At 71.3% G+C, this 13,152-nt stretch carries 11 protein-coding genes; 5 read left to right on the top strand and 6 right to left on the bottom strand.

The window, feature by feature from the left end:
• Nucleotides 1-362: 362 nt before the first annotated feature.
• The 4 genes from ACIGZJ_RS07645 to ACIGZJ_RS07630 form a co-directional block, all read right to left on the bottom strand.
• The gene (locus ACIGZJ_RS07645) at nt 363-1,916 is read right to left on the bottom strand and encodes a glycoside hydrolase family 3 protein (RefSeq protein WP_396456399.1); all 1,554 of its coding nucleotides are present in this window, start codon (nt 1,914-1,916) and stop codon (nt 363-365) included.
• 6 nt (nt 1,917-1,922) lie between these two features.
• Nucleotides 1,923-2,753, bottom strand: a complete 831-nt coding sequence (locus tag ACIGZJ_RS07640) for a carbohydrate ABC transporter permease (protein WP_392929148.1) — start codon at nt 2,751-2,753, stop codon at nt 1,923-1,925.
• Nucleotides 2,750-3,775 carry a carbohydrate ABC transporter permease gene (locus ACIGZJ_RS07635; RefSeq protein ID WP_392929146.1) on the bottom strand — a complete coding sequence of 342 codons (1,026 nt, stop codon included), beginning with the start codon at nt 3,773-3,775 and terminating at the stop codon, nt 2,750-2,752. Before ACIGZJ_RS07635 ends, ACIGZJ_RS07640 begins: the two co-directional genes overlap by 4 nt.
• 91 nt (nt 3,776-3,866) lie before the next feature.
• Nucleotides 3,867-5,159: an extracellular solute-binding protein gene (locus ACIGZJ_RS07630; protein WP_396456398.1), complete on the bottom strand. Its 1,293-nt coding sequence runs from the start codon at nt 5,157-5,159 to the stop codon at nt 3,867-3,869.
• 336 nt (nt 5,160-5,495) lie between these two features.
• Here ACIGZJ_RS07630 and ACIGZJ_RS07625 point away from each other — a divergent pair, with 336 nt between their 5' ends.
• The 4 genes from ACIGZJ_RS07625 to ACIGZJ_RS07610 all read left to right on the top strand — a co-directional run bounded on the left by ACIGZJ_RS07625 (nt 5,496) and on the right by ACIGZJ_RS07610 (nt 9,395).
• Entirely contained in the window at nt 5,496-6,287 is a 792-nt protein-coding gene (locus tag ACIGZJ_RS07625) for a GntR family transcriptional regulator (RefSeq protein ID WP_396456397.1), read from the top strand.
• Between the two features lie 280 nt (nt 6,288-6,567).
• On the top strand, nt 6,568-6,831 hold the full coding sequence (locus ACIGZJ_RS07620; RefSeq protein WP_396456396.1) for a DUF3311 domain-containing protein: 264 nt from the start codon (nt 6,568-6,570) through the stop codon (nt 6,829-6,831).
• On the top strand, nt 6,828-8,441 hold the full coding sequence (gene mctP, locus ACIGZJ_RS07615) for a monocarboxylate uptake permease MctP (protein ID WP_396456395.1): 1,614 nt from the start codon (nt 6,828-6,830) through the stop codon (nt 8,439-8,441). The genes ACIGZJ_RS07620 and mctP overlap by 4 nt, the downstream gene beginning before the upstream one ends.
• Nucleotides 8,442-8,615: 174 nt before the next feature.
• A complete protein-coding gene (locus ACIGZJ_RS07610; protein WP_396456394.1) occupies nt 8,616-9,395 on the top strand; it encodes a histidine phosphatase family protein in 780 nt (259 codons plus the stop codon).
• Nucleotides 9,396-9,461: 66 nt separating this feature from the next.
• Here ACIGZJ_RS07610 and ACIGZJ_RS07605 read toward each other — a convergent pair whose 3' ends face one another.
• A complete protein-coding gene (locus ACIGZJ_RS07605) occupies nt 9,462-10,418 on the bottom strand; it encodes a helix-turn-helix domain-containing protein (RefSeq protein WP_396456393.1) in 957 nt (318 codons plus the stop codon).
• Nucleotides 10,419-10,894: 476 nt separating this feature from the next.
• Between ACIGZJ_RS07605 and ACIGZJ_RS07600 the strand changes: the two genes are divergently transcribed.
• A complete protein-coding gene (locus ACIGZJ_RS07600; RefSeq protein ID WP_396456392.1) occupies nt 10,895-11,389 on the top strand; it encodes a GNAT family N-acetyltransferase in 495 nt (164 codons plus the stop codon).
• A gap of 50 nt (nt 11,390-11,439) precedes the next feature.
• Here ACIGZJ_RS07600 and ACIGZJ_RS07595 read toward each other — a convergent pair whose 3' ends face one another.
• Nucleotides 11,440-13,152: a glycosyltransferase family 39 protein gene (locus ACIGZJ_RS07595; protein ID WP_396456391.1), complete on the bottom strand. Its 1,713-nt coding sequence runs from the start codon at nt 13,150-13,152 to the stop codon at nt 11,440-11,442.

Here is a 13,152-nt window from a genome sequence, read left to right as displayed (position 1 = left end):
CCGGGAACGGCCCGGGCATGGCAACGAGGAGCTTCGGGAAGGGCTGATACCACATCCGGTGAGGTTTAATTTCGAACCGGATGCAGTGGACTCTGGCCTAGACCACTGCCAGTGTCAACGCCAAATGGCCTGCCCGGAGGGGCCGTTGCAGACCTGTTGTAGCCCGTGGCGATCAGTTGCGGCGCCATCACCCTAAGTAGAACTTAAGGCTGGCTTAAGACCGATTTGAGGGAACACCGACAGGTAGCGAACCCGCAGGTCAGCAGCAGTGAAAACAGAACGGGCCCGTCATGCGCCATGCGCATGACGGGCCCGTTCCTAAGGTGCCCCTCGGCACCCCGGGTGACCGATCCGACGTGGACTCAGCCGATCGCTCCCGGCTGTCCGGTGAGCACCTCGACGGCCGCCAGCCCGCAGACCCGGGCGGCACCGTGGGTGGCGATGTGCAGCGCGCCGACCGGCTCGGACTGCGGCAGGCCCATCTCGACCACCGCGGCGTCCGGACGGGCCGCCACCAGACGGGACAGCGCGGCGGACATCCACTCGTGCCGGTGGGCGTCGCGGACCACCAGCACCAGGCGGCGGCCCTCGGCGCCGGCCACCACCTCGGCGACCACGGCCTCCAGCCGCTCCGGGTCGGCGATGTCCGGGCCGACCTCCAGGGTCCGGGTGCCGGGGAAGCGGTCGGCCAGCATGCCGGCCACGCCCCACGGGGTGACGTCCCCGACCGCGATGTTGGGCTCGGCGGAGAACGAGGCCACGTACGGGCGTTCGGTCACCGGCAGGGCCTCCCGGCCCGGCGCCCGGACCACCCGCAGCGCCCGGCGGGCGGCCCGCAGGCCGACCGCCAGATCGGGCTCCAGCCGCTCGCCCTGGGCCTCGATCCGGCCCCAGCTGCCGAGTGCGCGCACCCGGGCGGCGGCGTCCGCCAGCCGCTCCTCGGGGAGCAGGCCGGCCTGCACGCCCGACACGATGGCGTCGCGCAGCAGCAGCACGGTCTCCTCGTCGGCCAGCCCGCCGCCGACGCAGATCGCGTCCGCGCCGGCCGCCAGGGCCAGCACGGTACCGTCACCCATGCCGAAGGTGTCGGCGATGGCGCCCATCTCGATCGCGTCGCTGACGATCAGACCCTGGTAGCCGAGGCCGCCGTCGGCCGGGGCGGCCCGCAGCAGGTCGCGCAGCACCCGGGGGCTGAGCGTGGCCGGGAGCTTGGGGTCGAGCGCCGGGATCATGATGTGGGCCGTCATCACGGCCTTCGTCCCGGCCGCGATCGCGGCCTCGAACGGGATCAGGTCGCGGGCGCGCAGCACGTCCAGGTCGACGTCGATCACCGGCAGGCCGTGGTGCGAGTCGACCGCGGTGTCGCCGTGCCCGGGGAAGTGCTTGGAGCAGGCGGCCACGCCGGCCGACTGCAGGCCCTCCACCCAGGCGGCGGTGTGCCGGGCGCACAGCTCCGGGTCGGCGCCGAAGGAGCGGACGCCGATCACCGGGTTGCGCGGGTTGGAGTTGACGTCCGCGGTGGGCGCCCAGTTGTAGTTGACGCCGGCGGCGGCCAGCGCCCGGCCCAGCTCGCGGGCCACGTCGCGGGTCAGCGCCGGGTCGTCGATCGCGCCGAGGGCGAAGTTGCCGGGCCAGGAGGAGCCGGAGCCCGCCTCCAGCCGGGTGACGTCGCCGCTCTCCTCGTCGATCGCGATCAGCAGGTCGGGGTTCACCGCGCGCAGCGCCGAGGTGAGCGCCGAGAGCTGCTCCAGGTCGGTCACGTTGCGGTCGAACAGCGCGACCGAGCCGAGGCCGGCCTCCAGGTGGCGGCGCAGCCACTCGGGCGGCTCGGTGCCGACGAAGCCGGGCTGGAGGACGGTCAGGGCGTCGCGGTGCAGCTGGTCACTGACCGGGAGTGTGGGGATGAGGATGCTCACGGTCGATCAGCCCTTCACGGCGCCGTCGGTCAGTCCGCCGACAGCCTTGCGCTGCAGGAAGACGAACAGGATCAGGATCGGGATGGCGAACAGGGTCGAGGCGGCCATGGTGGCGCCCCAGTCCGTGCCGAAGTTGGTCTGGAACGAGGACAGCCAGAGCGGGAGGGTCTGGCTCTCGGCCTTCTTGTTCAGCCACAGGACGAGCGGGAACTCGTTCCAGGCGGTGATGAAGCCGAACAGCGAGGTGGACATCAGGCCCGGTGCCAGCAGCGGGAAGATCACCTTCACGAAGGCCTGGCTGCGGGTGCAGCCGTCCACCATCGCCGACTCCTCCAGCTCCTTGGGCACCGCGGCGATGAAGCCGCGCAGCGTCCAGATCGTGAAGGGCAGGACCATCATCATGTAGAAGATGGTCAGCGGGACGAGGCTGTTCAGCAGGTCGTTGTCGCGGGAGATCATGTAGACGCCGATGGTCATGACCTCCCACGGCGCCATCTGGGCGACCATGACGACCAGGACGAAGGTCTTGCGTCCGCGGAACTTCATCCGGGCGATGGCGAACGACGCCAGGGTCGCGATCACCAGCGAGATCAGCACCGCGCTGATCGTGACGGTGAGGCTGTTGGTGACGTACGTCCAGAAGTTCGGGGCGTGGACGGCCTTGTCGAAGTGGTCGAGGGTCGGGTTCAGCGGGAGGAACACCGGCGTCCGGCTGATGATGTCGTTGTCCTGCTTGAAGGCAGTCGAGAACATCCAGTAGACGGGGAAGATGAAGAAGACGAAGAGGACGACCGCGATGACGTTCGGCCAGGTACGTCCGATGAGCGAGCGCCTCACAGCTCGTCCTCCTGCTTCAGAATGATCCGGAAGTAGTACGCCATCAGCGCACCCAGCATCAGGATGGTGAGCACCGCGATCGCGGAGCCGACGCCGAAGCGCTGGGCACCGCTGCCTTCGAGGAAGGCGTGGACCGGGAGGGTCCGGGTGAGCGAGTCGGGCCCGCCGTGGTTGATCAGGTAGACCTGCGTGAAGGCCTTGAAGACCCAGATGACCTCAAGGAAGGTCGTGGCCAGGAAGAAGGGCTTCAGGTTCGGGAACACCACCGAGCCGAAGATCTTGAACGCGCCGGCCCCGTCCATCCGGGCGGCCTCGTAGAGCTCCTTCGGGATGGTGGTCAGGGCGGCGTACATGTTGAAGGCCACGAAGGGGACCGAGCCCCAGACGATCAGCAGGATGATCACGAAGAACGTCGTGTACTGGCCCTCGGTCCAGCTGAAGGTGGCCATCGAGTGCCAGCCCAGCTTGTCCAGGAACCAGTTGACCACGCCGAAGTGCTGGTCGAAGAGCCAGGTGTAGACGGTGGTCGCCGCGACCACCGGCATCGCCCAGGCGAGGATCAGCGAGAGCGAGAGCAGCAGCCGCATCTTCTTGCCGAGGCGGTTGAGCAGCAGGCCGATCAGGGTGCCGCCGACCATGATCAGGACCACGTTGACCACGGTGAACGCCACCGTGCGGCCGGTGACCGCCCAGAAGTCCGGGTCCTTGAGCTGCTCGGTGTAGTTCTCCAGGCCGTTCCACTCGGTCAGGTGCAGGATGAACTGCCGCCTGTTGAGGTTCTGGAACGACAGCAGCACGGTCTTGAGCAGCGGCCAGCCCAGCAGGGCCAGGGTCGCCACGACGGCCGGTGCCAGCAGCAGGTACGGCAGGAGGCGGGAGCCGATGCCGGCCCGGGCCGCCGGTCTGCCGCTGTTCTTCGGGGTGCCATGGGTGCCGACGACGGCACCCTTCTCAGTACTGGCCACAGCAGCCTTCCCTGACTCCGGGGACTGTGTCTGCACCCGCTCCGAATGCACAGCCATCGTTCTCTCTTCCTAACAACCTGGCCACGACGGATAGGCGCCGCCCACCGGCTCCCCGCCGGGAGTCGGTGAGCGACGCCGCTCGACTTGCTTACTGCTTGGCGTTCAGACGCTTCGCGATCTCGTCGTCGGCCTTCTTGGCGGCCGCGGCGTAGTCACCCGTGAGGGCGCCGGTCAGGAAGCCCTTGATCGGGTTCGGCTCGTTCTCGACGCTCGCCCAGGTCGGGACGTTCGGGGTGATCGCACCGTTGGAGGCGGCCGGGAGGGCGGCCTTGGCGAAGTCGCCGGCGACCTGGCTGTTCAGCGCGGCCTTGTTCGGGACGTTGCCCGCGGCGGCGACCAGACCCTCGTTCTTGTCGTTGAGGGCGATCTTCAGGAAGTCCTTCGCCATCTCGGTGTTCTTGCTGGTTGCCGAGATCGCCAGGTTCGAGCCGCCGAGGAAGACGCTGGAGGCCTTGTCGGCGGTCTTGCCCGGGAGCGGGAAGAAGCCGATCTTGTCCTTCGGCATGGTCTTCTCGTCCGGGAGCTCCCAGCCGAGACCGATCATGGCGCCGATGTCACCCTTGCCGAAGACGTCCTTCTGCTGCGGGGTGGCCTCGTCCTTGTCCTTCGGAGCGGTGGTCGAGTAGGCCTGCAGCTTCTTGTAGGTCTCGAAGGCCTTCTGCGCCTCGGGGGAGGACAGACCGCCGACCCACTTGTCGCCCTCCTTCTTGGCGAGCTTGCCACCCTCGCTGGTGAGGAGACCGAAGTAGACGTACCACTCCTGGCCCGGCATGTAGATCGCGTCGGTGACGCCCGCGGTGGCCTTCAGCTTGTCGAAGTCCGCGTAGAGCTCGTCCAGGGTCTTCGGCGTGGCGGTCAGGCCGGCCTTGGCCCACAGGTCCTTGTTGTAGGCGACGACGCGGTTGGTGACGAACCACGGGGCGGCGTACTGCTTGCCGTCCAGGATCGCGGCCTCGTTCTGGTTGGCGGCCCAGTCGGCCCCGCCCAGGGCGGCCTTGTCCTTGGTGATGTCGAGCAGACCACCGGTGGCGGCGTAGCCCGCGGTCTGGGTGTTGCCGACCTCGAGGACGTCGACCGAGCCCTCGGACAGACCGGCGGTGACCTTCGGGCCGATGCCGTTCCACGGCTGGACCTGGAAGTCGACCTTGGAGCCCGGGTAGGCGGTCTCGAAGTCGGCCTTGACCGAGTCCGTCCAACCCTTGGGGGCGGAGCCGTCCATCGTCCAAACGGTCAGCGTCTTGCCACTGTAGTTCTTGGTGGCGGCGGAGGAGGACGAACCGCTCGCGGTGTTGTCGCTGTCCTTCTTGCCGTCCGAGCCGCAGGCCGCCAGGCCGACGACCATTGCTGCGACGCCGACCGCCGCGATGAGCTGACGCTTCACGCCATCCTCCTGAGGGATGCCTGGGTTACCCCCGTCGGGTGGCAGCGGCAGACCCACATAAAGCGGGAGGAAAGGTGCCGCGGTCCCCAGCGAACGGGTGGGGGGATTCATAGTTACCGGCCTAGTGGTGTAGACCAGATGCCTGGAGCTTGGCCTAGACCAATGGGCCTGTCAACGGCTGTTCGACCTATCAGGACCACCCGTTATCAAGCCGACACCGCACATCGTTCATCGCGTGATGAGGTATTCGTTCCGTAGCCATACATGCAACGATGTGAGCCGTTAACGATATGGCGGGGCACCTTCAGGCCCCGTAAGAAGCGGGAGACAGGTCCGATGAGCAGCGACGGGGGCAGCACGGCCCAGGTGAACGACCCCCAGGAGAAGAGCCCCCAGGGCCAGCCCGCCGGGGACGCCACCGCACGGGTGCCGAAGTACTACGGCCTCAAGCGCCACCTGCTGCAGCTCACCGAGACCCAGCCCGCCGGCACCCCGGTGCCGCCCGAGCGGGCGCTGGCCGCCCAGTTCGACACCTCGCGCACCACCGTGCGCCAGGCCCTCCAGGAGCTGGTCGTCGAGGGCCGGCTGGAGCGCATCCAGGGCAAGGGCACCTTCGTCGCCAAGCCCAAGGTCGCCCAGGCCCTCCAACTGACCTCCTACACCGAGGACATGCGGGCCCAGGGCCTGGAGCCCACCTCCCGGCTGATCGAGATCGGCTACATCACCGCCGACGAGCACCTCGCCCCGCTGCTGGACATCAAGCCCGGCGGCCGGGTGCTGCGGATCGAGCGCCTGCGGCTGGCCAACGGCGACCCGATGGCCATCGAGGTCGCCCACCTCTCGGCCAAGCGCTTCCCCGCGCTGCGCCGCAACCTCGCCAAGCACAACTCCCTGTACACCGCCCTGCGCGAGGTGTACTCGGTGACCGTGGCCGAGGCCGAGGAGACCATCGAGACCACCCTCGCCAACCCGCGCGAGGCCGGCCTGCTCGGCTCCGACCTCGGACTGCCGATGCTCCAGCTCTCCCGGCACTCCTTCGACGCCGAGGGCCAGCCGGTCGAGTGGGTCCGCTCGATCTACCGCGGCGACCGCTACAAGTTCATCACCCGCCTCAAGCGCCCGGAGTAGCCCTCCGGCCGCCCCGGCCCCCTGAGCTGCCGAGCCCCGGCGCGCGAAGCGCGTGCCGGGGCTCGCGCGCGTCCGGATAGCGGGAAGTTCCGCCGTTTCCGGTGACACAGATCACTCCATGCTCTAGATTTCGCACCCGTACTGACTGTCGATCACCAGTGGTGCTGCTCGGCGGGCTCAGGGGGGTGTGCGGTGCCCGCTGGGCTGCGGCGCCGACGGGGTGACCCCTCCGGAGCGGAGCCGAACCATGTCGTCAGACCTCCATCCCACCGAACCTGTCATGCCCGAGCCACCAGGGACGATCCCGGCCGTCACGCCGGAGCGGGTGCTGGCCGGACTCGCCCTGCTCGTGCCGATCGTCGCGATGCTCTGGGTGTCCTCCTACGACAAGACCGACCCCGAGGTCGGCGGGGTCCCCTTCTTCTACTGGTACCAGCTGCTCTGGGTGCCGATCTCGGCCGTCTTCACGGTGGCCGCGTACCTGCTGATCAACCGGGACGAGAAGGCCCGCAAGGCCCTCCGCAAGGCGGGTGGCGCGCGATGAACGGCGTCAACGTGCCCGCCCTGGTCGTCTTCCTGCTGTTCTTCGCCCTGGTCACCGTGATGGGCTTCCTCGCCTCGCGCTGGCGCCGGGCGGACGACGCCCAGCACCTGGACGAGTGGGGCCTGGGCGGCCGCAGCTTCGGGACCTGGATCACCTGGTTCCTGCTCGGCGGGGACCTCTACACCGCGTACACCTTCGTCGCCGTCCCGGCGGCCGTCTACGCGACCGGCGCGGCCGGGTTCTTCGCGGTGCCGTACACGATCATCGCCTACCCGCTGGTCTTCCTCTTCCTGCCCCGGCTCTGGTCGGTCTCCCGGGTGCACGGCTACGTCACCCCGGCCGACTTCGTGCGCGGGCGCTACGGCTCCAGGCCGCTGTCCCTCGTGGTGGCGCTGACCGGGATCCTGGCCACCATGCCGTACATCGCCCTGCAGCTGGTCGGCATCCAGGCGGTGCTGGACGTGCTGGGCGTCGGCGGCGGCGAGAACGCCAACTGGTTCGTCAAGGACCTGCCGCTGTTCATCGCCTTCGGCGTGCTGGCCGCGTACACCTACTCCTCCGGGCTGCGGGCGCCGGCGCTGATCGCCTTCGTCAAGGACACCCTGATCTACATCGTGATCATCGTCGCGGTGATCTACATCCCGATGCGGCTCGGCGGCTACGGGCACATCTTCGACGCGGTCGGCGAGAAGTTCAGCGCGCCCAAGGCGGCCGGCTCGTTGACGGTGCCGGAGAACAAGCAGTGGACGTACGCCACGCTGGCGATCGGCTCGGCGATGGCGCTGTTCATGTACCCGCACTCGGTGACCGGCGTGCTGGCCTCCAAGTCCCGCAACACGGTGCGCCGCAACATGGCGATCATGCCCGCCTACTCGCTGATGCTGGGCCTGCTGGCGCTGCTCGGCTTCATGGCGATCGCGGCGGGCGTCGGCAAGGGCGACAAGAAGTTCAACACCCAGCTCTCGGTGCCGCAGCTGTTCGAGAACATGTTCCCGGACTGGTTCACCGGCGTCGCCTTCGCCGCGATCGGGATCGGCGCACTGGTGCCGGCCGCCATCATGTCGATCGCCGCGGCCAACCTCTTCACCCGCAACGTCTACAAGGAGTACCTGAAGCCCACCGCCACCCCGGCCGACGAGACCAGGGTCGCCAAGCTCGCCTCGCTGCTGGTGAAGGTCGGCGCGCTGGTCTTCGTGCTCACCATGGACAAGCAGGCCGCGATCAACCTGCAGCTGCTCGGCGGCCTGTGGATCCTGCAGACCTTCGTCTCCATCGTCGGCGGCCTGTTCACCCGCTGGTTCCACCACTGGGCGCTGTTCGCCGGGTGGGCGGCCGGCATGGTCTACGGGACGTGGCAGGCGTACGGCCTGGCCAGCCCGGCGACCAAGCACTTCGGCGGCAACGCCACCGAGATCCCCGGCATCGGCGAGCTGGGCTACATCGGCCTGACCGCCTTCGTGCTCAACCTGCTGGTCTCGGTGGTGCTCACGGTGGTGCTGCGGGCGCTCAAGGCCCCGGAGAGCCCGGACGAGACCCGTCCGGGCGACTACAGCGCCGAAACCGGCGACGAAGAGCTGAAGAACGCGCCGGAGCCCGTGGCGGCGCACTGATACGCCCCGCGCGCGCCCTGTGATCGCGCCGCCTTCTCCGTGAACACTGGAGAAGGCGGCGCGATCATATGTATGAACGGCCGCACACCCAGAGCACCATCCAGCACGACCAGACCGGACCGCCGGACGGCCGGCAACTGATCGCACCGGCATCGACCACGGGGAGAAGCGGCGATGGCAGAACTCGGCACCACCCTCAACGGCCAGTACCAGTCCACCCACGGCGCACCGCCCACCGCACCGGCCGCCGCCCACCGGCTGCCGTCCGTCCTGATCGCCACCCGGCACGGCGAGTCCACCGCCAACGTGGAGTTCCAGCTGGCCGAGGCGGCCGGCGCGCTGAGCGTGCCGATCAGCTGCCGGGACGCGGACATCCCGCTCTCGCTGCACGGCCAGCAGCAGGCCCAGGCGCTGGGCCTGTGGTGGGCCGCGCTGCCCAGCGCCGACCGCCCGCGCAGCGTCTGGTGCTCGCCGTACGTCCGCACCACCGAGACGGCCCGGATCGCGCTCGCCCAGGCCGCCGGGCTCGGCGCGGTACCGGTCTCGCTGAACGTGCGCTACGACGAGCGGCTGCGCGACCGCGAACTGGGCGTGCTGGAGATGCTGACCAAGGCCGCGATCGAGGCCAAGTACCCCGAGGAGGCCGCCAGACGGCGCAAGATGGGCGAGCTGTACTACCGGCCGCCCGGCGGCGAGTCCTGGGCCGACGTGGCGCTGCGGATCCGCGGGCTGCTGCGCGACCTGGGCGAGGAGGAGGCCGGGCGGCCGGTGCTGCTGGTCGGGCACGACTGCACGGTGCTGATGCTCCGGTACGTGCTGGACCGGCTGACCGAGGCGCGGCTCACCGCGCTGGAGCCGGTGCGCAACTGCTCCACCAGCATCTGGCGCGCCGAGGGCGGGCGGCTGCAGCCGGCGCACTGGAACGACACCGGGCACCTGGAGGGCACCCGGTAGCCCGCCGGGCCCGGCGCCTCGGCGGCGGCTCGGCCCTCCGCGGCGGCGGCTCGGCCGGCGACGGGATCAGCCGGCGACGGGCTCGGCGAAGCAGCGGCGGTAGGCCAGCGGGGTCGTGCCCAGCCGGCGCCCGAAGTGGTGGCGCAGGGTGGCCGCGTTGCCGAAGCCGCAGCTGGCCGCGATCACGTCCACCGATTCGGTGGTGGACTCCAGCATCCGCTGCGCGAGCAGCAGGCGCTGCCCGGTGAGCCAGCGGTGCGGGGTGGTGCCGGTCTCCTGCTGGAAGCGGCGGGCGAAGGTGCGCGGCGACATGTGGACCCGGGCGGCGAGCTGCTCCACGGTGGACTCCTCGTCCAGGTGGTGGCGCATCCAGTCGAGCAGCGGGGCGAGCGACTCGCCGTCGCCCTCGGGCAGCGGGCGGGCCACGAACTGGGCCTGCCCGCCCTCCCGGTGCGGTGCCACCACCATCCGGCGGGCGATCCCCCGGGCCACCTCGGCCCCCTGGAACCGGCGCACCAGGTGCAGACAGGCGTCGATGCCGGCCGCCGTCCCGGCCGAGGTGATCACCGGGTCGTCGTCCACGTAGAGCACGTCCGGCTCGACCGTGGTCAGCGGGAAGCGCCGGGCCAGCTCCTCGGCGTGCCGCCAGTGCGTGGTGGAGCGGCGGCCGTCGAGCAGCCCGGCGGCGCCGAGGACGAAGGCGCCGCTGCAGATCGACAGCACCCGGGCGCCGCCGTCCACGGCCGACCGGACGGCGTCGACCAGCGGTTGCGGGTACTGCGGGCGCAGGCCCGTCGCCGTGACGATCACCAGGTCGGCCTCGGCCAGCCGCTCCGGGCCGTACGGGACGTCCACCGTGAAGCCCGCGTGGGTGCGGTGCGGACCGGTCCGGGCCCCGGCGATCGCGAAGTCGTACCCGGGCAGGCCCTCCTCGGTGCGGTCCAGGCCGAACACCTCGCAGGCCACCCCGAGTTCGAAGGGGTGGAGCTCCTCCAGGACCACCGCGACCACGTTCGTCAGCATGCCGCCCAGGATGCCCTCCCGGACGGGCCGGGGGGAAGGGGCCGGGTGGCAGTATTTCGATGCAATCGGTCGTTCCTGCCACTCGTGGTGTCCGGGCGGCCCCGCGAGAGTGGAGCCATGGACTCCGACACACTCGCAAGCGCCCTCGCCCTCGCCGGTGCCGTCGGCGGGTTCGGCCTGCTCGGCACCCTGATCGGCCGGGAGGTCGCCCGGGGCACCGCCGCCGGCCGCGACAACTGGCACCGGGCCGGCGGCTATCCCGTCGACCCCGCCCTGCCCGACCGGCTGTACGGCACCATGCCGGCCGCCTCCCTGCGCCCATCCGCCGACCCCGCCGCCGACTCCCCCGCCCTGCCCGCCGCCGACCGCCCCGCTGTCGTACCGGCCGGCCGGGCCGCCACCCGCCGGGGCGCCGGCCCGGCCACCCGTCCGGCCCCGACCCGGGCCGTACCGGCCGGCTCCGGCACACTGGCCGGATGGACATCGTCATCCGCCGGGCCCGCACCGAGGACCTCGAAGCCGCCGGCCGCATCACCGTCGAGGCCTTCGTCGGCGACGGCTACACCTCGCCCGAGAGCCGCTACGTCGACCTCCTGCGCGACGCCGCCCGCCGGGCCCGGGAGGCCGAGCTCCTCGTCGCGGTCGACCAGGCCGACGGACGGGTGCTCGGCTGCGTGACCTTCGCCGTGGGCGGTACCGAGTGGGCGGACATCGCCGACCCGCACGAGGGCGAGATCCGGATGCTCGCCACCGCCGCGGCCACCCGCGGCCGGGGCGTCGGCGAGGCGCTGGTCCGCGCCTCGCTGGCGCGCAGCCGCGAACTGGGCCTGGCCGGCATGGCGTTCTCCACCCGGCCCGAGATGACGGCCGCCCACCGCATCTACGAGCGCGTCGGCTTCCGCCGCACCCCCGAGCGGGACTGGGCGCCGTACCCGGGCATGGACCTGATGGTCTACAGCCTGGCGTTCTGAGCGGGCCCCGGGGCTGGGCGCCCCGAGGCTGAGCCCCGTCCTGGTACGGCCTAGGCCTTTCCCTTGGTGCGTTCCAGCAGCACCACCCGGAGGTTGGGCACCGCCTCGGTGCGGACGGTGTGGAACTGCTTCAGCTCCTTGGCCACCTTGTCCGACACGCTGCCGTACGGCCGGCGGTCCGCACTCGCCACCAGCAGCCAGATCCGCTGGACCCCGGCCATGCAGCGGGCCGGCTCCTCGCACTCCAGCGCGCCGAAGCTGCCGGCCTGCTGCGCGGTCACCCAGAGCAGGGTGTCCTTCGGAGCCGGGCGGTCGCGCAACTCGTAGGCCAGCGCCCGGCGCATCGAACTGGTCGGCTCGAACACCACGCCGTCCCCGGGGTGCAGTCCGTCGCTGATCACCCGGGCGGCGGCGCGGGCGTCCGCCTCCCCTCCCAGGTCGTCCCGGACGCTCGCCTGGGCCGGCCAGGCCAGCACCGCGGCCAGCGCGAAGGCCACCACCAGCGGAACCGGCCCGACCACCCAGCGCGGCGGGGTCCGGGAGGCGGTGAGCTGGGCGACCAGTCCGGGCAGCCGACCGATCGCGGCCGCGGTGAGCAGCATCCAGGCGGGCACCGTGAAGAGCAGGTAGCGGGCCAGGAACAGGTGCAGCCAGTGCGCGGTCGCCACGGTGACCAGCACCGGCACGAGCGCCCAGCAGATCAGCGGGCCGACCTGCTGGCGGAGCAGCAGCAGGCCCACCGCGCCGAGCACGCCCAGCGGCAGCAGGGTCCAGCCGAGCGCCGAGGAGCCGGCCAGGTCCTTCACGAGTTCGCCGAGGTCGCCCCAGTCGCGCGCGTTCCAGGCGATCTGGCCGCTCTGCCCGGCGCCGAGCAGCAGCAGCGGGCTCAGCAGCAGCACCGCGGCGGCCGAGGCCACCGCCCACCGGCCGAACAGCACCCAGCGGGCCCCGGCGTCGTCCGTGCCGCGGCGGAACTCGCGGGCGACCAGCAGCAGGTGGCCGGGCAGCACCATCAGCGTCACCAGGTGGGTGAGGCCCATGGCGACCACGGTCAGCGCGTAGCCGGCCCAGAGCAGCAGCACCGGCCGCAGCCCGGCCGCGGCGGGCCTGCGGTCCTGGACGATCCGGGTGATCAGCAGGGTGCTGCCGGAGGCCGCCAGGACGGCGAAGGCGTACGGCCGGGCGTCCTGGCCGTACCAGGTGATGCTGGGGCAGACCGCGAACAGCACTCCGGCCAGCAGGCCCAGCCGGGGGGAGAGCAGCCGCCGCCCGAGCAGGGCCACACAGCCGGCGGCGGCGGCCATCGCGAGCGCCGAGGGGATCCGCAGCGCGGCCTCGGACTGGCCGGCCACCGACACCCACAGGTGCAGCAGCAGGTAGTAGGGGGCCAGCACCAGGTCCATGTTCCCGGTGAGGGTGCCGAGATCGGACCAGGACAGCGTGGCCGCCCACCAGGAGGCGTGCTCGTCCCGCCAGAGCTGGCGGTCCTGGATGCCGTAGAGGCAGAGCGCGAGGGTGAGCAGCACGGGCGGCAGGGCGATGCCGAGGGCGGCCCGCCACGGCGGGGCCTGCTCACCGGCCTCGGGCGCGGCCGGGACCGGTGGCGCGGACCCGGTGGAGGCCGGGGGCACGGCCGGGGGCGCGGGCGGGGGCGGCGGCGCCGTGGGGGGCGCGGGCGCGGGCGGGGACGGGGGCATCGGCGGGTGGCCCGGGGCCGGCGGCCAGGCCGCCGATGCACCCGTCGCACTGGTGGAGGTGGTCAT

Origin of the sequence: Kitasatospora sp. NPDC052868 (assembly GCF_044547105.1) — a bacterium.
Taxonomy (GTDB): Bacteria; Actinomycetota; Actinomycetes; order Streptomycetales; family Streptomycetaceae; genus Kitasatospora.
Note: the sequence above shows the minus strand (reverse complement) of the source record. Positions and strands in the feature narration are given on the sequence as shown.